General features: G+C 70.7%; 15 protein-coding genes. 13 read left to right on the top strand and 2 right to left on the bottom strand.

Annotated elements, in window-relative coordinates; genetic code table 11:
- Positions 1-213: 213 nt before the first annotated feature.
- Both ACIHIX_RS35795 and ACIHIX_RS35800 read left to right on the top strand, forming a co-directional pair.
- Positions 214-2,055, top strand: a complete 1,842-nt coding sequence (locus ACIHIX_RS35795; protein WP_399963678.1) for a family 20 glycosylhydrolase — start codon at positions 214-216, stop codon at positions 2,053-2,055.
- Between the two features lie 14 nt (positions 2,056-2,069).
- Positions 2,070-3,614 (top strand): alpha-L-fucosidase, encoded by a 1,545-nt coding sequence (locus ACIHIX_RS35800; protein WP_399963680.1) that lies wholly within the window; start codon positions 2,070-2,072, stop codon positions 3,612-3,614.
- Positions 3,615-3,631: 17 nt separating this feature from the next.
- Here ACIHIX_RS35800 and ACIHIX_RS35805 read toward each other — a convergent pair whose 3' ends face one another.
- Positions 3,632-4,642, bottom strand: coding sequence for a LacI family DNA-binding transcriptional regulator (locus ACIHIX_RS35805; protein WP_399963935.1), 1,011 nt, complete (start codon positions 4,640-4,642; stop codon positions 3,632-3,634).
- Between the two features lie 245 nt (positions 4,643-4,887).
- On the opposite strand from ACIHIX_RS35805, the gene ACIHIX_RS35810 reads away from it, so the two are divergent.
- The 8 genes from ACIHIX_RS35810 to ACIHIX_RS35845 all read left to right on the top strand — a co-directional run bounded on the left by ACIHIX_RS35810 (position 4,888) and on the right by ACIHIX_RS35845 (position 15,936).
- Positions 4,888-6,177: an ABC transporter substrate-binding protein gene (locus ACIHIX_RS35810; RefSeq protein WP_399963682.1), complete on the top strand. Its 1,290-nt coding sequence runs from the start codon at positions 4,888-4,890 to the stop codon at positions 6,175-6,177.
- A gap of 2 nt (positions 6,178-6,179) precedes the next feature.
- Positions 6,180-7,091 (top strand): carbohydrate ABC transporter permease, encoded by a 912-nt coding sequence (locus ACIHIX_RS35815; RefSeq protein ID WP_399963684.1) that lies wholly within the window; start codon positions 6,180-6,182, stop codon positions 7,089-7,091.
- Positions 7,088-7,918: a carbohydrate ABC transporter permease gene (locus ACIHIX_RS35820; protein ID WP_399963686.1), complete on the top strand. Its 831-nt coding sequence runs from the start codon at positions 7,088-7,090 to the stop codon at positions 7,916-7,918. Before ACIHIX_RS35815 ends, ACIHIX_RS35820 begins: the two co-directional genes overlap by 4 nt.
- A gap of 33 nt (positions 7,919-7,951) precedes the next feature.
- Complete coding sequence (locus ACIHIX_RS35825; protein ID WP_399963688.1) at positions 7,952-9,208, top strand: glycosyl hydrolase; 1,257 nt, start codon at positions 7,952-7,954, stop codon at positions 9,206-9,208.
- Positions 9,205-11,187: an endo-beta-N-acetylglucosaminidase gene (locus ACIHIX_RS35830; protein WP_399963690.1), complete on the top strand. Its 1,983-nt coding sequence runs from the start codon at positions 9,205-9,207 to the stop codon at positions 11,185-11,187. Before ACIHIX_RS35825 ends, ACIHIX_RS35830 begins: the two co-directional genes overlap by 4 nt.
- A gap of 28 nt (positions 11,188-11,215) precedes the next feature.
- Positions 11,216-14,239, top strand: coding sequence for an alpha-mannosidase (locus ACIHIX_RS35835; RefSeq protein ID WP_399963692.1), 3,024 nt, complete (start codon positions 11,216-11,218; stop codon positions 14,237-14,239).
- Positions 14,236-15,381 carry a winged helix DNA-binding domain-containing protein gene (locus ACIHIX_RS35840; RefSeq protein WP_399963694.1) on the top strand — a complete coding sequence of 382 codons (1,146 nt, stop codon included), beginning with the start codon at positions 14,236-14,238 and terminating at the stop codon, positions 15,379-15,381. The genes ACIHIX_RS35835 and ACIHIX_RS35840 overlap by 4 nt, the downstream gene beginning before the upstream one ends.
- A 78-nt stretch (positions 15,382-15,459) precedes the next feature.
- Positions 15,460-15,936, top strand: coding sequence for a hypothetical protein (locus ACIHIX_RS35845; protein WP_399963696.1), 477 nt, complete (start codon positions 15,460-15,462; stop codon positions 15,934-15,936).
- A gap of 10 nt (positions 15,937-15,946) precedes the next feature.
- On the opposite strand, the gene ACIHIX_RS35850 is transcribed toward ACIHIX_RS35845, so the two are convergent.
- Positions 15,947-16,648, bottom strand: a complete 702-nt coding sequence (locus ACIHIX_RS35850) for a FadR/GntR family transcriptional regulator (RefSeq protein ID WP_399963698.1) — start codon at positions 16,646-16,648, stop codon at positions 15,947-15,949.
- 165 nt (positions 16,649-16,813) lie between these two features.
- Here ACIHIX_RS35850 and ACIHIX_RS35855 point away from each other — a divergent pair, with 165 nt between their 5' ends.
- Genes ACIHIX_RS35855 through ACIHIX_RS35865 form a run of 3 tightly spaced genes read left to right on the top strand, consistent with a single transcriptional unit; the run spans position 16,814 to position 20,410 of the window.
- Entirely contained in the window at positions 16,814-17,902 is a 1,089-nt protein-coding gene (locus tag ACIHIX_RS35855) for a sugar ABC transporter substrate-binding protein (protein WP_399963700.1), read from the top strand.
- A complete protein-coding gene (locus ACIHIX_RS35860; protein ID WP_399963702.1) occupies positions 17,899-19,392 on the top strand; it encodes a sugar ABC transporter ATP-binding protein in 1,494 nt (497 codons plus the stop codon). Before ACIHIX_RS35855 ends, ACIHIX_RS35860 begins: the two co-directional genes overlap by 4 nt.
- Entirely contained in the window at positions 19,385-20,410 is a 1,026-nt protein-coding gene (locus ACIHIX_RS35865) for an ABC transporter permease (RefSeq protein ID WP_399963704.1), read from the top strand. Before ACIHIX_RS35860 ends, ACIHIX_RS35865 begins: the two co-directional genes overlap by 8 nt.
- Positions 20,411-20,422: the final 12 nt, after the last annotated feature.

The raw sequence follows: 20,422 nt of genomic DNA on the forward strand, positions 1-20,422 counted from the left end.
GGCTCGGTCGTGGAGTCGAGAGGGGGGCCTGCCTGGGCACCCGCACGGACGCCTTCTTGGACAATCGCGCCGCTGTTGTTGGACTTTTCGCGAAGCGGCTTCTGGAGACGCGCAGGTCATCCGATCAATGAGTCAACTCGGCCGGTTCCCGGTCCCATTGACAGCTCCTGGAGGCCGTCCAATGATCAGCCATCCGATGAATTGGAGTGGCGTGTGCGTACGTTTCCCAGACGCCGGTTCGTGGGTGTCGCCGCGGCCCTGGCCCTGCTCCTGTCGCCCGTCCCCGCGGTCGCCGGGCAGCGGGCCGCCGAGCCGCCGCCGGTCACCGTCCCGGCCCTCACCGACTGGACCCCGGAGCCCGGCACCTACGCCTTCGGGTCCGGCACCCGGCTCGTCGCGGACACCCCCGCCGAGGTCCGCGTCGCCGGCACCCTCGCCGACGATCTGCGGGCGGCCGGGCACGGCAGCGTCCCGGTGGTCGGCGGCACGGCACGCGGCGGGGACATCGTTGTCGACATCCAGCCGGCCAGGAAGTCGCTCGGCGCCGAGGGCTACGAACTCCGCGCAGGCAAGCGGCTGTCGGTGACCGGCGCGACCGAGACCGGCGCCTTCTACGGCACCCGCACCCTCCTGCAACTCCTCGCGCAGGGCGACCGCGTCCCCGCCGGACGGACCGTCGACGTACCGCGCTACAAGGAGCGGGGCGTCGGAGTCTGCGCCTGCTACATCCACGTCTCCCTGCCCTGGCTGGAGAACCTCGTCCGCGAGATGGCGTACCACAAGCTCAACCAGCTGCTCCTGGAGCTGAAGGTGAAGAGCGACGCCCACCCCGAGGCCAACACCTGGGGCTACTACACCAAGGACGAGATCCGCCGGCTGGTCGCCCTCGGCGAGAAGTACCACGTCGAGATCATCCCGGAGATCAACTCCCCCGGGCACATGGACCCGTGGATCGAGAACCGCCCGGATCTCCAACTCACCGACTCCGACGGCGACAAGCAGCCCTCCCGGCTCGACATCACCCAGCCCGCCGCCTTCGACTACTACACGAGCCTGATCGACGAGTACGCCGAGGTCTTCAAGGCCCCGGCCTGGCACATGGGCGCCGACGAGTACATGCTCGGCTCCGACTTCGCCAAGTACCCGCAGATCCTCAAGTACGCCCAGGACAGATACGGTTCCGGCGCCACCCCGCAGGACGCCTTCATCGACTTCGTCAACCGCGTCCACGCCCACGCCGCCGCCAAGGGCAGGAAGCTGCGCATCTGGAACGACGGGCTCACCGGCGCCAACACCGTCCCGGTGACAGCGGGCACCACCGTCGAGCACTGGCTGAACGTGACGACGAAGCCCAGCCAACTCATCGCCCAGGGCTATCCGTTGATGAACGCCTCCTACTCGCTCTACCTCATCCGCGGCGGCTTCCACAGCGACACCGAGGGCCTGTACGACCAGAGTTGGGACCCGCGCAGCTTCGAGGGCGAGAAGCTCACCTCCGCGCGGGGCGTCACCGGCGCGAAGATCAGCCTGTGGCCGGACAACGGACGCGGCGAGACCGAGAACGAGGTCGCCGTACGGCTGTGGCCGGCCCTGCGTCACATCGCCCAGGCCACCTGGGGCGACCCTCACCCGGACGCCACCTACGCCGGGTTCACCGCGCGCGGCACGGCCGTCGGGCACGCGCCCGGATGGCGGGACCTGACCTCGGTGCCGGTGCCGGACGGGTCGTACACCTTCCGGGCGGACGGCGTCACCTTCGACGCGGACCTGGCGCGCACCGCGGACGGCTATGTCACCCTGCGCGGCCCGTCCGGCTGCCTCGCGGTGAGCGGCGGCAAGCTGACCCTCAACGTGCCGCTCCAGCCGGGCGTCCAGGCCACCTGGGACAGCTGCGCCGCCTCGAACACCTTGCAGCGCTGGCAGGTGCAGCCGGTCGCGGGCGGATACCGCCTCGTCAACGTCATCACGCAGATGGCGCTGAGCGTGACGGCCGACGGCCGCATCGCGCAGTACCCGCCCGACCAGCACCCGCCCGCCGTATGGCAGTTGACCTGAGGAGCCACACCCCCATGACCGTCTCCAGACGCACCTTCGTCGCCGGCTCGGTCTCCGCGCTCATGGCGACCGGCCTCACCTCAACCTCCGCGCTCGGCTCCCCACTGCCGGCCGAGCCCGCGTACCGCATCCCCGTCAGCCCCGACGACACCCCCGACGACCTCGTCCGCAAGGCCTCCCGAGTCCGGCCCACCGCACGGCAGATCGCCTGGCAGGCGCTGGAACGCACCGCGTTCCTGCACTTCGGCGTCAACACCTTCACCGGCCTGGAGTGGGGCACCGGGGACGAGGACCCGGACGTCTTCCAGCCCACCAACCTGGACACCGACCAGTGGGCCAGGGCCCTGCGGGACGGCGGCTTCAGGCTCGCCATCCTCACCGTCAAGCACCACGACGGCTTCGTCCTCTACCCCTCCCGCTACACCGACCACTCCGTGGCGTCGAGCAGTTGGCGCGACGGGCGGGGCGACGTACTGCGGTCGTTCGCCGACTCGATGCGCCGGCACGGCCTGAAGGTCGGCGTCTACATCTCGCCCGCCGACGAGAACCAGTACCTCGACGGCGTCTACGCCAACGGCAGCGCCCGCTCGACCCGCACCGTCCCCACCCTCGTCGCGGGCGACGACCGCACCCCGCCGCAGACCTACACACTGGACGCCACCGACTACGGCGCCCACATGCTCAACCAGCTCTACGAAGTCCTCACCGAGTACGGCCCGGTCGACGAGGTGTGGTTCGACGGCGCCCAGGGACGCATCCCGTCGGACAAGGTGGAGAGCTACGACTGGGACAGCTGGTACACCCTGGTCCGCGCCCTCGCCCCGGACGCGGCCATCGCCGTCACCGGACCCGACCTGCGTTGGGTCGGCAACGAGAGCGGGCTCGCGCGCGAGGACGAGTGGAGCGTCGTCCCGGTCAAGGAGAACCAGTACGGGCGCACCGACTGGGCCCTGTCCTACGACACCCCCGACGAGGGCAGCCGCGCCGCCCTGGTCACCGCCCAGCCGAAGACGGATCACCTCCAGTGGTGGCCCGCGGAGTGCGATGTCTCCATCCGGGACGGCTGGTTCTACCACGCCGACCAACAACCCAAGAGCGTCGACCAGTTGACCGACATCTACTTCGGGTCCGTCGGCCGAAACGCGGTGCTGCTGCTCAACGTCCCGCCGGGCACGGACGGGTTGCTGCCCGCCGCGGACGTGACGCGGTTGCGTGAGTTCCGGGAGCGCGTGGACCGGGAACTGCCCGAGGATCTGACCCGTGGCGCCCGTACGGTCACCTCCCAGGGCACGGTGACCGTCGACCTCGGGGCGGTGCGCGCGGTCGACCGGGTCCGGCTGGCGGAGGACATCCGGCACGGTCAGCAGATCGAGGGCTTCGTGGTGGAGGCGTATCTCGACGGGGCCTGGCGGGAGGTGGTGACGGCCGGAACGGTCGGCGCGAGCCGGATTCTGCTGCTGCCGACGACGGTTCGGGCACGGCGGTGGCGGCTGAGGGTCACCGCGGCCCGGAGCGCGGTGCACGTCGCGGAGTTCGGGCTGTACAAGTCGCGGGTCTGAGGAGGGACGGGCGGGCGTCAGGCCCCCCGAGCCGCGCCCGTACTGCCCCGCTCGATCAGCCGCGGCACCGGCACCCGTACGGTCCGCGCCGGGCCGCCGTCCAGCAGGGCCGTCAGCTCCCGGGCCGCCGTCCGCCCGAACTCGACGCTGTCCCGGGACAGGGCGGACAGCCATGGCCTGACCATGCGGCACAGCGCCGAGTCCTCCCAGGAGACCACCGACACGTCCCCGGGCACGGACCGGCCCAGCTCGGTCGCGGCGGCGGCACCGGCGACGGCCATCACGTCGTTGTCGTAGATCAGCGCGGTCGGCGGATCGGCGGCCTCCAGGACCCGGCGGGTGACGGCGGCGCCCTCGGCGTCGGAGTAGTCGGTGGTCACCGACCGCACCCCGCTGAGGCCGCGCCGCTCGGCCTCGGCGCGCAGGGTGCGGATACGGCGTTCGGTGTGGGCGAGCCCCGGCAGGCCCGCGATGTGCACGATCCGGCGGTGGCCGAGGGCGTACAGCTCGTCCACCACCGAGGCCATCGCGCCCGCGTCGTCCGCCCACACCGTCGACAGACCGGGGTGGCGCTCGTCGGGCGCGCCGCCGATCACCACGGCGGGCAGGCCGAGTTCGTCGAGGACGTCGGGCCGCGGGTCGGCGGTGCGCGGGTCGACCACCAGCACTCCGTCCACCCGGTGCTCGGCCCACCAGCGCCGGTACACCGCGCACTCGTCTGCGACGTCCTCCACCACCTGGAAGAGCAGCCCGAGATGGCGCTCCGCGAGCACCTCCTGGATGCCGGAGACGAGCTGGAGGAAGAAGGAGTCCACGCCCAGGGTGTCCGCCGGGCGGGCGAGTACGAAGCCGACCGTCGCAGCGCCCTCGCCCGACAGGGCGCGCGCAGCCGTACTGGGCCGCCAGCCCAGTTCCTCGGCGACCTGCCGCACCCGGTCCCGGGTGTCCTCGGAGACGCCGGGCCGGCCGTTGAGGGCGAAGGAGACGGCGCTCTGGGAGACGCCGGCATGCCGCGCGATGTCCTTCATCGTGGGCCGTCGGGCCGGTGAGCGCTTGCCTGACACGTGCTTCCCCATTCCTGCGAAGATTCCGCGCCAGCATGCACTAATGCGGTTCAGCGCTCAAGTGGCTAAACCGCATTAGTCACTAATTCGATTAGCCCTGCGAGAGTTATTGACGGGCCCTCGGCGAGGCGTGCAGGGTCTGCGTCGTCGGCCAACCCGCCGCACCCGCCCCGCCGCACCCACCCGCCGCACAAGGAGGCCGTTTCGCCGTGCCTGTTTCCCGTAGAGCCCTGGTCGCCGCCGCCGTCTGTCTCGTCCTGCCGCTGAGCGCCTGCGGCTCCGGGGACGACGGCGGGGGCTCGACCGACGCCTCCGGCAAGGTCGAGGGCGACATCACCTTCCAGACCTGGAACCTCAGGGCCAACTTCAAGCCGTATTTCGAAGGCCTGATCGCCGACTTCGAGAAGAAGTACCCCGGGACCAAGGTCAAATGGATCGACCAGCCCGCCGAGGGCTACGCCGACAAGATCAGCGCCGACGCCGCCGGCGGCACCCTGCCCGACGTCGTCAACGTCTCCCCGGACCTCGTCGCCCCGCTCGCCAAGGCCGGCCTCGCGCTCGACCTCGACAAGGCGGCGGCGCAGTACAAGAAGGAGTACCTGGAAGGCGCCTGGGCCAGCCACCGGATACCTGGCATGACCGGCACCTACGCCTTCCCCTGGTACCTCAACACCGGGCCGCTGTTCTACAACAAGTCCCTGTTCAAGAAGGCCGGCCTCGATGCCGACCAGCCGCCGAGGACGTACGACGAACTCTTCACGGACGCCCTGCAGATCGCGAAGAACAGCGACGGCGAGGTCTCCACCCTCGCCAACGTCCCCACCATCGAGGACTTCGGCCGCTACGGCGTCGAGCTCATGAACCCGGCCGGCACCGCCTTCGCCTTCAACGACGCCAAGGGCGTCGAACTCCTCACCAAGTACAAGGAGTTGTACGACGCCAAGGCCCTCGACCCGCAGGCACTCACCGCCACCCCCGAGTCGTCCGGCAAGAAGTTCCTCACCGAGGCCGTCGCCATGAACCCGGGCAGCGCCCTCGACCTCGGCAACTTCAAGAAGCAGGCGCCGAACCTGTACAAGAACATCGGCATCACCGACCAGATCACCAGCACCGGCCACGCCAACATGTACGTGATGGGCGTGATGGTGAACGCGCAGACCAAGCGGAAGCCCGCCGCGGTCGCCTTCGCGCACTACGTCACCGACGCCACGCACCAGATGTCCTTCGCCAAGCAGGTCGCCATCTTCCCCAGCACCGCCGGCTCCCTCGACGACCCGTACTTCACCAAGGAGGACGGGACGGACGAGACCCGGGTGCGGATCGCGGCCGCCAAGTCCCTGAAGACCGCGGTCAACTACACGCCGGTGCTGTTCAGCGAACAGATGAAGACGGCGCTGCGCAACGAGGTCGCCAAGGCGCTCCAGGGCAAGGAGAGCCCCGAGGAAGCCCTCGACAACGCTGTCAAGGCCTGCGACACGCTGCTCCAGCAGCAGGGCTAGCCATGCTGATGCCGTCGACCGGGCCCCGGACACGTCCGGTACGTGTCCGGCGCCACCTGCCCACCAGCCCCTGGCTGTTCGCCGCGCCCGGCCTGCTGATCATCGGCGCGTTCATCCTGTACCCGTTCGTGTCGACCCTGGTGAACGCCTTCACCGACCGCCGCACCCTGATCCCGGGCGAGTTCGTCGGACTCGCCAACTTCCGCGAGCTGCTGCACGACGACATGTTCTGGATCGGGCTGCGCAACAGTGTGCTGTACGTCCTCGGAGTCGTCCCCGCCCTCGTGATCCTGCCGCTGCTGCTCGCGCTGCTCGTACAGAAGAACATCCCCGGCATCACCTTCTTCCGGTCCGCCTTCTACACCCCGGTCGTCGCCTCGATCGTCGTGGTCGGCCTGATCTGGGTATGGCTTCTCGACGAACGCGGCCTCATCAACGCCCTGTTGGAGGCCGTCGGGGTCGGCCGGGTCGGCTTCCTGAGCGACCAGTGGTTGCTCCTGATGAGCGCGATGGCCGTCACGGTCTGGAAGGGCCTCGGCTACTACATGATCATTTACCTGGCGGCGCTGGCGAACGTCCCGCGGGAACTGCACGAGGCGGCGGCCGTGGACGGAGCGGGCGCTGTACGGCGCTTCTTCGCGGTGACCGTGCCCGCCGTCCGCTCGACCATGGCACTGGTCGGGGCGCTGTCCTCGGTCGCCGCCTTCAAGGTCTTCTCCGAGGTGTACCTGATGGCGGGCCCGAGCGGCGGCCCGGCGGGCGAGGACACCACGCTCGTGATGCTCGTCCAGCGCACCGGTACCGGACTGACCGGCCGCGTCGGCTACGCCTCCGCGATCTCCGTCGTCGTCTTCGTCGTCACCGTCGCGCTGATGCTGCTCGTGCTGCGGGCCGACCGCAGGAGTGAGTCATGACCCGAGTACGCGCGGGGGAGCTGGCGCTCCGGTACGTGCTGCTGCTCGCCGTCCTCGCCCTGACCGTGGGCCCGTTCCTCTGGCAGCTGTCGACCTCCCTGAAGGGTCCCACCGAGGACATCTACAGCTCACCACCGACCTTCCTGCCCCGACACCCCACCCTGCACAACTACGAACGCGTCGCGGACACCATCCCCGTCTGGGACTACGCCTTCAACTCCCTGAAGGTCGCCACCGCCAACGTCGTCACCAACTGCGTCGGCTCCGCCCTCGCCGGATACGCACTGGCCCGGCTCCGCTACCGGGGCCGTCGGGTGGCCACGCTCGCCTTCATCCTGGCGATGCTCGTACCGGTGGAGGGCATCATCATCGCCCAGTTCACGACCATGCGGGAGCTCGGCCTCAACAACACCCTGATCGGCGTCGTCCTGCCGGGCTGCATCGGCGCCATGAACGTCCTGCTGATGCGCAACGCCTTCCTCAACCTGCCCTACGAGATCGAGGAGGCGGCCTACGTCGACGGCGCCAACGTCTGGCAGCGGTTCCTGCGGATCGCGGTCCCCTCGGTCAGGGGCACCCTCGCCGTCGTCGCGATCTTCGCCTTCATGGGCGCCTGGGACGACTTCCTGTGGCCGCTCATCGTGCTGAGCGACCCGTCCCGGTTCACGCTCACCATCGGCCTCAACTATCTGCACGGCACCTTCGCGGGCGACGAACGCCTCGTCGCCGCGGGCACGGTCATCGCCGTGGCCCCGCTGATCGCCCTCTTCGCCTGCCTCCAGCGGTACTTCTTCCGCGGGGTGGGGGAGGGCGCGGTCAAGGGCTGACCCGACCCCGGTACCTCCGTCACAAGGACACGCATGTCTGCTGCCGTGCGCTTCGGCGTCAACTACACCCCCAGTGAAGGGTGGTTCCACCACTGGCTCGACTTCGACCTCGACTCCGTCCGGGCCGACCTCGACTCGATCGCCGCGCTGGGCCTCGACCACATCCGGGTCTTCCCGCTGTGGCCGTACTTCCAGCCCAACCGCACCCTCATCCGCCCCGCCGCCGTGGACCAGCTCGTGCGGTTGACGGACGCCGCCGCCGAACGCGGCCTCGACGTCAACGTCGACGGACTGCAAGGACACTTGAGCAGCTTCGACTTCCTGCCCGCGTGGACCAGGACCTGGCACCGACGCAACCTGTTCACCGACCCGGACGTCGTCGAGGGCCAGGCGGCCTACCTGCGGACGCTCGCCGCGGCGCTGGCCGACCGGCCCAACTTCCTCGGCATGACCCTCGGCAACGAGGTCAACCAGTTCTCGGCGGGCCCCCACCCCGACCCCGACCGGGCCACCGCCGACCAGATCGACGCCTGGCTGACGCGTCTGCTGGCCGCGTGCGAGGAGGGCGCCCCCGGACGGCTGCACCTGCACGCCGAGTACGACGCCACCTGGTACCAGGACGACCAGCCCTTCACCCCGGCCCAGGCCGCCCGGCTCGGCGGGGTCACGGCCGTGCACTCCTGGGTGTTCAACGGCACCGCCCAGCGGCACGGCCGTACCTCCGTGCCGGCCGAGCACCACGCCGCCTACCTCGTCGAGCTGAGCAAGGCCTGGGCCGCCGAGCCGCACCGGCCCGTCTGGCTCCAGGAGGTCGGCGCTCCCGCGCCCCTCGTCCCGCCCGAGCACGCCGCCGCCTTCACCGAGGCCACCGTCGCCAACGCCCTGGACTGCCCCGACCTGTGGGGCATCACCTGGTGGTGCTCCCACGACGTGTCCCGGGAACTGGCCGACTTCCCCTCGCTCGAATACGGGCTCGGCCTGCTGACCAACGACCGCCGGCCCAAGGACATCGCCCACGCGCTGGCGAAGGCGGCCCGCGCACACACCTACGCCCCGGCCGCCCGCACCACCGCCCTCGTCGTCCCCGCCCGCCCGTCGCGGCGCTCACGGTGCGCACCCGGCGGCCCCGTCTACGACGCCTTCTTCCGGCTGGTCGCCGACGGAGCCCGCCCCACCACCGTGCTCGACACGCACGCCGCCGACGCCGCCCACCTCGCCGCGCGCGGCATCACCGAAGTCGTCACGTCCGACCAGGTACTCCCCACCCCACAAGGAGGCACCCGCTCGTGAACCCCACCAGACGCACCGTGCTGATCGCAGGAGCCGCGGCGGCTCTGCTCGGAGCGCAGCCCGCGGGGGCCGCCCCCGAAGCGAAGGCCGCCGCCCTCCAGCCGTACGCCTCCTACTGGTACCCGGACTCCCTGCCCTCCGGCACCCCCGGCACCGGCATCACCTGGCGCAGCCTGAAGTCCTGGCGCGCCACCGACGACCCCGACCTGGCCTTCAACGCGGCGTCCGTGCCGCTCGCCGCCCGCTTCACCCCCACCCCGGCGAACGGGACCGCCCGCGCCGGACAGGCCCGCATCCAGTCCCTGGTGTCCTTCGGGCCGACGTCCGGCAACCCCGCGCAGGGCGCGCCGACGGCCGACTACTACGCCTTCGGGCACTGGGCCTACGTCGACGAACTCGTCTTCTGGGGCGGTTCCTCCGGTGAGGGGCTGATCCTGGCGCCCAACGCGCCGATCGTGGACGCCGCCCACCGGCACGGCGTGCCCGTCCTCGGCAACATCTTCCTGCCGCCGGTCGCCTACGGCGGGCAGTTGCGGTGGACACGGGATCTGGTGCAGAAGGACGCGGCCGGGCGGTATCCGCTCGCCGCTCAACTCGTCGCGGTGGCCGAGGCGTACGGCTTCGACGGGTGGTTCGTGAACGCGGAGACCGGGGGTGGGGACAGCGCGCTCGGGGCCGCCATGCTCGGCTTCCTGCGCGAGCTGAAGTCCCTCGCCGCCGCCCGGGGGCAGCGGGTGACCTGGTACGACTCGATGACCGTGAACGGGTCGGTGAGCTGGCAGGGCGCCCTCAACAGCAGCAACCAGGCCTTCTTCGAGACCGCCGACGACATGTTCGTCGACTTCCGGTGGACGGCGAGCGGTCTCGCCTCCTCGGGTACGCGTGCTGAGCAACTGGGGCGCAGCCGCTATGAGTTGTGGGCGGGCGTGGACGTGGAGGCGAATGGCTCGGACAAGTCCGTGAACTGGGACGCGATCGTGCCGAGCGGACGCGCGCACATCGCCTCGATCGGGCTGTACCGCCCCGAGTGGACCCGCAACCACCTGCCCGCGACCCGCACCCCCGAGGACTTCCACGCCGCCGACGACCGCTTCTGGAGCGGCCGTTCGCTCGACCCGTCCCGGCCGGACGCCACGGACCCCTGGCGGGCGCCGGCCGTGTCCGTCGCCGACCGGTCGACGGTGACGTCGCTTCCCTTCGCGAGCGTGTTCAACACCGGGCACGGGCTGCGCTGGTACGAGGAGGGCACGGTCACCTCGGACACGCCCTGGAACCACCTCGGCCTCCAGGACCGGCTGCCGTCACGACAGTGGGTGGTGCGCACGGAAGGCCAACGCCCCGCTGTCGGCTTCGACTTCGCGGACGCGTGGCGCGGTGGAAGCAGCGTGCTGGTGGACGGCGCCCTGGACGCGCCGACGGTGCTGGAGGTGTACGCCACACGCCTGCCGATCACCGCTGACACGGTCGTCGAGGTGACGCACCGGACCGACGCGGGCGCGGTCCGGATCGAGCTCGCGGTGGCCACCGGCGAGCCGAGTGCGTATGCGTATCTGCCCGTGGACTCGGGCGACACATGGCGGACATCGACCGTACGACTCCGAGGCCTGACCGGGACCGTCCACGCGCTCGGGGTGCGGCTCACCGCGACCGACGGGCCCGTGACCTGGCGGCTGGGCGGCATCGCGGTCCGGGACACGGTCCTGAGCCCCGCCGCACCCACCGGGTTCCGCGTGACCGCCGCGTCCGGCGGCGACCTCCGCCTCGCCTGGAACCCCGCCCCCGGCGACGTACGCCACTACACGCTGCACCGCCTCCTCCCGGACGGCACCCGGCGCTTCCTCGGCGGCACCTGTCAGCGGGCCTACTTCCTCGGTGGCCTCCAGCCCGAACAGGGCGAGCGGGCGGCGCGGTTCGAACTGCGTGCCGTGGGGGAGCTGTACACGTCGTCGGCCCCCGTCTCCGTCACCCACCCCTGGTAACCCACCCCCTCAGCTTGGAGTACCCCGCATGCATGACGACCGCCGTCTGGTCGAGGCCCGCCTCAAGCGCGTCCTCGACGAGCGCATCCGCCCCGCCGTGTACCCCGAGTCCGTGCCGCTGGACGTGGCGGTCTGGCACGCCCCCGGCGAGCCGGTGCCGGTCGCCGAAGGCCTGGCGGCCGAGCCCGAGCCGATCGAGGTCGGCGCCCGCTGGGGCGCCCCGTGGGGGACCAGCTGGTTCCGGGTCACCGGGACCGTCCCCGAGGCATGGGCCGGGAAGACCGTCGAGGCGCTTCTCGACCTCGGCTTCGACGAGAACATGCCCGGCTTCCAGTGCGAGGGCCTCGTCTACCGCCCGGACGGCACCCCGGTGAAGGGCCTCAACCCGCGCAACCAGTGGGTCAGGATCGGTGCGCCGGTCGAGGGCGGCGAGGAGGTGCGGCTGCATGTCGAGGCCGCCTCCAACCCCGTCATCCTCGACTACCACCCCTTCCTGCCCACGCGGTTGGGCGACAAGGAGACCGCGGGCGACGAACCGCAGTACACGCTCACCCGCATGGACCTCGCCGTCTTCGACGAGACCGTCTGGCAGCTCGTCCTCGACCTGGAGGTGCTCGGCGAGCTGATGCATGAGCTGCCGACGGACTCGGCACGGCGCTGGGACCTCGTGCGGGCCGTGGACCGGGCGCTGGACGCCGTCGACCTCCAGGACGTGAACGGCAGCGCCGCCCAGGCGCGGGTGCGCCTGGAGACCGTCCTGTCCGAGCCCGCCGCGCCCTCCGCGCACCGCATCAGCGCGGTGGGCCACGCGCACATCGACTCGGCGTGGCTGTGGCCACTGCGCGAGACGGTGCGCAAGGTGGCCCGTACGACCTCCAACATGACCGCGCTCCTGGAGGACGAGCCCGAGTTCGTCTTCGCCATGTCCCAGGCGCAGCAGTGGGCGTGGGTGAAGGAGCACCGGCCCGAGGTGTGGGCGCGGGTGAAGAAGGCGGTGGCGGACGGGAGGTTCGTGCCGGCGGGCGGGATGTGGGTGGAGTCGGACACCAACATGCCGGGTTCGGAGGCGATGGCCCGTCAGTTCGTGCACGGCAAGCGGTTCTTCCTCGACGAGTTCGGCATCGAGAACGACGAGGCGTGGCTGCCGGACACCTTCGGTTTCGCGGCCGGGCTGCCGCAGATCATCAAGGCGGCGGGCTCCAAGTGGCTGCTGACCCAGAAGATCTCCTGGTCGCAGACGAACAAGTTCCCCCACCACACCTTCCGTTGGGAGGGCATCGACGGCACCCGGATCTTCACGCACTTCCCGCCCGTCGACACCTACAACTGCTCCATGAAGGGCAGCGAGATCGCCCACGCGGCCCGCAACTTCAAGGACAAGGGCGTCGCCCGGCACTCCCTCGCCCCGACCGGCTGGGGCGACGGAGGCGGCGGCACGACCCGGGAGATGGTCGCCAAGGCGGCCCGTCTGCGCGACCTCGAAGGCTCGGCGACCGTGGTGTGGGAGACGCCGACGGAGTTCTTCCAGAAGGCCGAGTCCGAGTACCCGGAACCGCCCGTGTGGGTGGGCGAGTTGTACCTCGAACTCCACCGCGCCACCCTCACCAGCCAGGCGAGGACCAAGCAGGGCAACCGCCGCAGCGAACACCTTCTGCGTGAGGCCGAACTGTGGGCGGCGACGGCGGCCGTCAGGACCGGATTCCCCTACCCCTACGAGGACTTGGACCGCATCTGGAAGACGGTCCTGCTCCACCAGTTCCACGACATCCTGCCCGGCTCCTCCATCGCGTGGGTGCACCGCGAGGCACGGAGGACGTACGAGAGGGTCGCCGAGGAGCTGACCGGCGTCATCGAGGCCGCACAGCGCGCCCTGGCGGGGGAGGGGGACCGGGAGCTGGTCTTCAACTCCGCCCCGCACACCCGCGCCGCCGTCCCGGCGGGCGGCGCCGCGACACCGGTCACCGAAGGCCGTACACGGATCAGCGACCGCCCCGCCGGAGGGCACATCCTGGACAACGGCCTTCTGCGCGTCGAGATCGACGGCGACGGACTGGTGGTCTCGGCCCACGACATCGCGGCCGACCGCGAGACGATCGCGCCCGGCACGGCCGCCAACCTCCTCCAACTCCACCCCGACTTCCCGAACATGTGGGACGCCTGGGACGTGGACGAGTTCTACCGCAACACGGTCACCGACCTCACGGCGGCGGACGAGGTCGTCGCCCACGGCGAGAACGGCGTGCGGATCGTCCGCACCTTCGGCTCCTCCCGCGTCACCCAACTGCTCTCCCTGGCACCGGGGGAGCGGCGGCTGCTGCTGGACACGGAGGTCGACTGGCACGAGACGGAGAAGTTCCTGAAGCTGGCGTTCCCGCTCGACGTGCACGCCGAACGGTACGCGTCGGAGACCCAGTTCGGGCACTTCCACCGCCCCACCCACACCAACACCAGCTGGGAGGCGGCCAAGTTCGAGGCCTGCAACCACCGCTTCGTCCACCTGGAGGAGCCCGGCTGGGGCGTCGCCGTCGCCAACGACTCGACGTACGGCCACGACGTGACCCGCACGGTGCGCACGGACGGCGACGGCGGTACCACGACCACCGTCCGGGTCTCCCTCCTCCGTGCCCCGCGCTTCCCCGACCCCGAGACCGACCAGGGCGTCCACCGCTTCCGGCACGCGCTGATCCCCGGCGCGGGCATCGCCGACGCGGTCCGTGAGGGCTGGCGGATCAACCTCCCGCAGCGCCGGACCACCGGCGCCGGCGAGGTGGCCCCGCTGGTCACGGCCGACCAGGACGCGGTCGTGATCACGGCGGTGAAGCTGGCCGACGACGGCAGCGGCGACGTGGTCGTACGGCTGCACGAGGCGCACGGTGGACGGGCCAGGGCCACCCTGACGGCCGGGTTCGAGGTGGCGGACGTGACGGCGACCGACCTCCTGGAGCGGCCGCTGCCGGAAACGGTGACCCGGGACGGCAACCGCGTGCCGCTGCGCCTGCGTCCCTTCCAGCTCGTCACCCTGCGTCTGAGGAGGGCAGAATCCGGGGTGTGACGAGCACTTCGACGACGATCACCGCGCGGGAACTCAACCGGGCCGCACTCGCCCGTCAGCTGCTGCTGCGCCGGGAGCCACTGGGAGTCGCCGCCGCGGTCCGGCGCCTCCTCGCCCTCCAGGCCCAGCAGCCCGCGTCGCCGTATCTCGCGCTGTGGAACCGGCTCGACGGCTTCGACCCGGCCGAGCTGGACGCGGCCTTCGCCGATCGCACGCTGGTGAAGGCGACCCTGCTGCGGATCACTCTGCACGCGGTCCACCGCGACGACTACGGCACGGTCCGGGAGGCGATGCAGCCGACGCTGCACGCCTCCCGGCTCGGCCACCGCTTCGCCGCCGCGGGTCTCACCCCGGCGGACGCGGCCGAACTGGAGCCGGGGTTCCTGGAGTTCGCGTCCCGGCCCCGGTCGAACGGTGACCTGGCGGGCTGGCTGGCGGAGCGGGTGGGCGCGGAGAAGAAGGACGGGGCGTGGTGGGGACTGCGGTCGTACGCCCCGCTGGTGCACGTCCCGACCGGCGGACCCTGGTCCTTCGAGTACTCCCCGTCGTACGTCGCCGCACCCGAGGGCCGTTTCACCGGCGACCCCGGAGCGGCACTGCGCACCCTCGTCCTGCGCTACCTGGAGGGCTTCGGACCCGCGTCGGTGGCGGACATCGCCCAGTTCGCGATGGTCCAACGGGCCCGCGTCCGGGCGGTGTTGGGGACGCTCGGCGAGACGCTGGAGGTGTGGGCCGGCCCCGACGGGAGGACGCTGTACGACGTCCGGTCCGCCCCGCGCCCACCCGCCGACACCCCCGCCCCACCTCGTCTCCTCCCCATGTGGGACAGCGTCCTGCTGGCCTACGACGACCGCAGCCGGGTGATCCCGCCCGACTACCGCAAGCTGGTGACCCGGGTCAACGGCGACGTCCTGCCGACCCTGCTGGTCGACGGGTACGTGGCCGGTGTGTGGCGCGCCGTGGAGGGCGGCATCGAGGCGACGGCCTTCCACGACCTCCCGGACGCGGCATGGGACGGGCTGGCGGAGGAGGCACGCGCCCTGCTCGCCCTCCTGGCGGACCGGGACCCACGGGTCTACAGCCGGTACGCCCACTGGTGGAGCAAGCTCCCCGCGGGACAGACCCGGATGCTCCCTGGCTGACCGCCCACGCCCCGCGTTGTCAGTGGCTGTCCGTAAGGTGACATCGATCTTGCGGATGCGGCATCGGGAGGTGGGGACATGGGTGCCAGCGGTTGGGAGTACGTCACCCCGTTCAAGGGGACCGTCGAGGAGTCACTGGAGGCGCTGCACGCGCAGGTCTTCCAGGAGGAGTACGGCGACGACGACACGTACGGGAGCCTTGAGGAGCTCTGGGCGGACGAGGAGTTCATGGGCGAGGAGGGAACCCACTCGATCCTGGACATCGACCGCGTCGTCCACACGGCCACCGCCCCCTCGGACCACGACGTCCGGGACTACGGCACCCTGCGCCCGCTCGCGCCCGAGCGCGTCAGACACCACTTCGGCACCGAGCACCCCACGCCCGACCAGTTCCAGGAGGCGCTGGCCCGTTCCTACGCGTCCATGGGACCCCGCTCCGGCCCCGACGAGACGCTCCTCGACGAGTGCCGGATGCGGTGGACCGGCCTGTACGTCGTCCTGCACACGGGCGATGAGCCGACTCACCTGGGGATGTTCGGCTTCTCGGGCGACTGAGCCGCTGTGGTCAGGCCTCGCTGATCTGCGACCGCAGCCAGTGCTCCACCTCACCCACATGAGCCGCCGCCGCGGCCCGTGCCGCCTCAGGGTCATGGGCCACCAGCGCCCGATGGATCGCGGCGTGTTCCCGCCGCGTCCGCTCGAAGGCACCCTCTTCCTGGTAGCCGCGCCACACCCGGGCCCGGAAGGTGCGTGAGGACAGGCCCTCCAGGATCGCGGCCATGGTGTCGTTGCCGGCGGCCAGGGCGATCTCGCGGTGGAAGGCGAGGTCGTGGGCGAGGATCTCCTCGGGATCGTCGGTGGCGTTCATCGCCGTGAGGTGTTTCTCCACCTCGGCCAGCTGGTCCGGGGTGATGCGGGCCGCCGCCAGCGCGGTCGCCGTCGACTCCAGGATGCGGCGCACCTCCAGCAGCTCCACCAGACGCGGGCCCCGGGACAGATCGGCGACCACGCCGAACGTCTCCAGCAGGTCACCCGCCTCCAACTGCGTGACGTAGATGCCCGAACCGTGCCGGGCCTCCAGCACCCCCAGCACCGTCAGCGCGCGGATCGCCTCCCGCATCGAGCTGCGCGAGATCCCCAGCTGCACGGCCAGATCCCGTTCCGTGGGCAGCCGCTGCCCGGGCTCCAGGCTGCCCTGGGCGATCATCGCCTTGATCTGCTCGATCGCCCGCTGGGTCACCGTGCCCTTCTGCGGGGTCTCCTCCACGCCACCACTCCTCCACTCGCCGTGCGCCGCAGTCTAACCATCGAGGTGGTCTGACCACTATGGCCCGAGCGCACGGAAAATTGGCTCCACAGGGTGTTGTGGAGGCGAAGTGGTCTGATAAATATGCGGGCATCTGCTCGATCACGCTCGACGAGGAGCTGAGAGATGGCCGGCTGGACAGTGCGGAACGGACGGCGTGACAGGCGCATGTCCGCGTGGGCGGTGCGTACGACGGCTGCGGCCGCCTGCGCGGGGCTCGCGCTCACGGCATGCGGCAGCACCAAGGACACCGGCGGTTCCACCACCGCCGCGGGCGACGGGAACGGCAAGGTCGGGGTGATCCTGCCCCTGCTCACCTCGCCGTTCTGGCAGTCGTACAACGACTACGTCCCGAAGATGGCGAAGTCCGAGGGCGTCGACGCGCTCAAGACGGTGAACTCCAACAGTGATCCCTCGCAGCAGATCACCGACATCAACACCGAACTCAACCAGGGCGTCGAGGGCCTGGTCGTCGCCCCGCTGGACAGCGCCGCCATCGAAGCCGGCCTGGACCAGGCGGAACGCAAGGGCGTACCCGTGGTCGCCGTGGACGTGGCCCCCGACAAGGGCAAGGTCGCCATGGTCGTGCGCGCGAACAACGTCGCGTACGGCGAGAAGGCCTGCCAGTACCTCGGCAAGCAGATCCCCTCCGGCAAGGTCGTGCAGATCATGGGCGACCTCGCCTCGGTCAACGGCCGGGACCGCTCGGAGGCGTTCCGGGCCTGTGTGAAGAAGAACTTCCCGAAGCTGAAGGTGCTGGAGATCCCCGCCAAGTGGGAGTCCGACGCGGCCGCATCGAAACTCGACACCCTGCTGAACTCCAACCCCGACATCAAGGGCATCTACATGCAGGCCGGCGGCGTCTACCTCGCGCCGACCCTCCAGACCCTGAAGTCCAAGGGCATGCTGAAGACCGCCGGGCAGTCCGGGCACATCACCATCGTCTCCAACGACGGCATCCCGCAGGAGTACGACGCCATCCGCAAGGGCGAGATCGACGCCACCGTCTCCCAGCCCGCGGACCTGTACGCCAAGTACGGCATGTACTACATCAAGGCGGCGATGAAGGGGGAGACCTTCAAGCCCGGCCCCACGGACCACGACTCGACGATCGTCGAACTGCCCAGCGGCATCCTGGAGGACCAGCTCCCCGCGCCCCTGGTCACCAAGGACAACGTCGACGACCCCGACCTGTGGGGCAACACCGTCAAATGACCACGGCACTCGTAGAAGCCCAGGGCATCGTCAAGCGGTACGGCCCGACCACCGCCCTCGCCGACGGCCGCCTCACCGTGCTGCCGCGCGAGTCCCACGCCCTCGTCGGCCGCAACGGCGCCGGCAAGTCCACGCTGGTGAACATCCTCACCGGCCTCCAGTCCCCGGACGAGGGAACGGTCCGCTTCGACGGCGGACCCGCCCCCGCGCTCGCCGACCGGGACGCCTGGCGGCGCAAGGTCGCCTGCGTCTACCAGAAGCCGACCGTCGTCCCCGAACTCACCGTCGCCGAGAACCTGTTCATCAACCGCCAGCCCCTGCATCGCGGATTCATCAGCTGGCGAAGGCTCCGCCGCGACGCCGCCGAACTCCTCGGCACCTGGGGCGTCCACGTCGACCCGGAGGCCCGCACCGCCGACCTCAAGGTCGAGGACCGCCAAATGGTGGAGATCGCCCGGGCGTTGAGCTTCGGCGCCCGCTTCATCGTCCTCGACGAACCGACCGCCCAGCTCGACAACCGGGAGATCGAACGCCTCTTCACCCGGATGCGGGCCCTCCAGGAATCCGGCGTCACCTTCCTCTTCATCTCCCACCACCTCCAGGAGGTGTACGAGGTCTGCCAGACCGTCACCGTCCTGCGCGACGCCCGCTGGATCACCACGGCACCCGTGGCGGACCTGCCACGGGCCGCGCTGGTGGAGGCCATGGCGGGGGAGACGGTCGCCGAACACGCCGTACGAGGGCGCTCCGTCGACGCCGGCGCTCCCGTCCTGCTCGACGCCCGCGGGCTCACCTCCGACGCCTACCAGGACATCGACCTGACCGTCCGCCGCGGCGAGGTCGTCGGGCTCGCCGGTATCAGCGGCAGCGGCAAGATCGAGCTCGCCGAGTCCTTCACGGGGCTGCACACACCGACGAGCGGCACCGCCCGACTCGACGGCGCACAGCTGCCGTTCGGCGATGTACAGGCCGCCCTGAAGGCAGGCGTCGGCTGCGTGCCCCGCGACCGGCACGGACAGGGCCTCGTCTTCGGCATGAGCGTCGGTGACAACGCCACCATGAGCGTCCTGGACCGGCTCGGCCGCTTCGGCTTCGTCGGCAGCGAACGCAGACGGGGCTGCGCCACCGAGCTGATCGACCGCCTCGACATCCACACCGAAGGCCCCGACCAGCCCGTCTCCGACCTGTCCGGCGGCAACGCGCAGAAGGTCGTGATGGCTCGCGCCCTCGCCTCCGACCCCCGTCTCCTCGTCCTCATCAACCCCACCGCGGGCGTCGACGTGAAGTCCAAGGAGTCGCTGCTCGCCCACGTGGACAGCGCCCGCGACGACGGCACCGCCGTACTCGTCGTCTCCGACGAACTCGACGACCTGCGCCGCTGCGACCGCGTCCTCGTCCTCTTCCACGGCCGCGTGGTCGCCGAGCACGCGGCCGGCTGGCGCGACCACGAGCTGATCGCCTCCATCGAAGGAGTGGACCACCATGGCTGACACCAAGGCTCCGCCGGTGAAGCAGCCGCGCGTGCCCGAGGCGGGGGCGGCTCGTGCGGTGCTGTTGCGCAGGGCGCGCGAACTGGCCCTCGTCCCCGCGCTGTTGCTGCTCCTCGTGCTCGGCGCGGTACTCAACGACTCCTTCCTCACCGAAGCCACCCTGGTCTCCATCCTGGCCTCGTCCGCCGCGCTCGCGATGGTCGTGCTCGCCGAGTCGCTGGTACTCATCACCGGCAAGTTCGACCTGTCACTGGAGTCGGTGGTCGGCATCGCTCCGGCGGTGGCGGCGCTCCTGGTGCTGCCCGCCGCGCAGGCCGGCTGGGGCACCGAGCTGCCCGCCGCGGTCGCCCTGCTGGCCATCCCCCTGGTGGGAGCGGTCATCGGGGCGTTCAACGGCGTTCTCGTGGTGAAGGTGAAACTCAACGCCTTCATCGTCACCCTGGCCATGCTGATCATCCTGCGGGGACTCCTGGTCGGCGCCACCAAGGGCAAGACGCTGTTCGGCATGCCGGACGCGTTCTTCTCGCTCGCCACCACCACCTTCCTGCGGATCCCGATGTCGGTGTGGGTGGCCGCCGTGGCCTTCGCGGTGGCCGGGCTCGTCCTCAAGTACCACCGGATCGGCCGCGCGCTGTACGCGATCGGCGGCAACCTGGAGGCGGCCCGCGCGGCCGGTGTCCGGGTCGACCGCGTCCGGCTCGGGGTCTATGTCGTCGCCGGGGTGCTCGCCTCGATCGGCGGCCTCATGTACACCGGCTACGTCGGTGCCATCGGCGCCAACCAGGGCCAGAACATGATCTTCACGGTGTTCGCCGCGGCCGTCATCGGAGGCATCAGCCTCGACGGCGGCCGGGGGACCATGTTCGGCGCCCTGACCGGCGTACTCCTGTTGGGTGTCGTCAAGACGATGCTCACCATGGCCCAGGTGCCGTCCTTCTGGATCGACGCCATCTACGGCGGAATCATCCTCCTGGCCCTCATGATCGCCCGCGTCACCACCGGCCGCGCCCAGGACTGACCCCGTCACCTA

Origin of the sequence: Streptomyces sp. NPDC051913 (assembly GCF_044593635.1) — a bacterium.
Classification (GTDB): Bacteria; Actinomycetota; Actinomycetes; order Streptomycetales; family Streptomycetaceae; genus Streptomyces.

Bases quoted from the DNA above. Each gene is read 5' to 3' on its own strand.
- ACIHIX_RS35805 (WP_399963935.1), bottom strand. From the start codon at position 4,642: ATGAAGGACATCGCGCGGCATGCCGGCGTCTCCCAGAGCGCCGTCTCC.
- ACIHIX_RS35835 (WP_399963692.1), top strand. From the start codon at position 11,216: ATGCATGACGACCGCCGTCTGGTCGAGGCCCGCCTCAAGCGCGTCCTC.
- ACIHIX_RS35860 (WP_399963702.1), top strand. From the start codon at position 17,899: ATGACCACGGCACTCGTAGAAGCCCAGGGCATCGTCAAGCGGTACGGC.
- ACIHIX_RS35845 (WP_399963696.1), top strand. From the start codon at position 15,460: ATGGGTGCCAGCGGTTGGGAGTACGTCACCCCGTTCAAGGGGACCGTC.
- ACIHIX_RS35820 (WP_399963686.1), top strand. From the start codon at position 7,088: ATGACCCGAGTACGCGCGGGGGAGCTGGCGCTCCGGTACGTGCTGCTG.
- ACIHIX_RS35865 (WP_399963704.1), top strand. From the start codon at position 19,385: ATGGCTGACACCAAGGCTCCGCCGGTGAAGCAGCCGCGCGTGCCCGAG.
- ACIHIX_RS35825 (WP_399963688.1), top strand. From the start codon at position 7,952: ATGTCTGCTGCCGTGCGCTTCGGCGTCAACTACACCCCCAGTGAAGGG.
- ACIHIX_RS35855 (WP_399963700.1), top strand. From the start codon at position 16,814: ATGGCCGGCTGGACAGTGCGGAACGGACGGCGTGACAGGCGCATGTCC.
- ACIHIX_RS35800 (WP_399963680.1), top strand. From the start codon at position 2,070: ATGACCGTCTCCAGACGCACCTTCGTCGCCGGCTCGGTCTCCGCGCTC.
- ACIHIX_RS35815 (WP_399963684.1), top strand. From the start codon at position 6,180: ATGCTGATGCCGTCGACCGGGCCCCGGACACGTCCGGTACGTGTCCGG.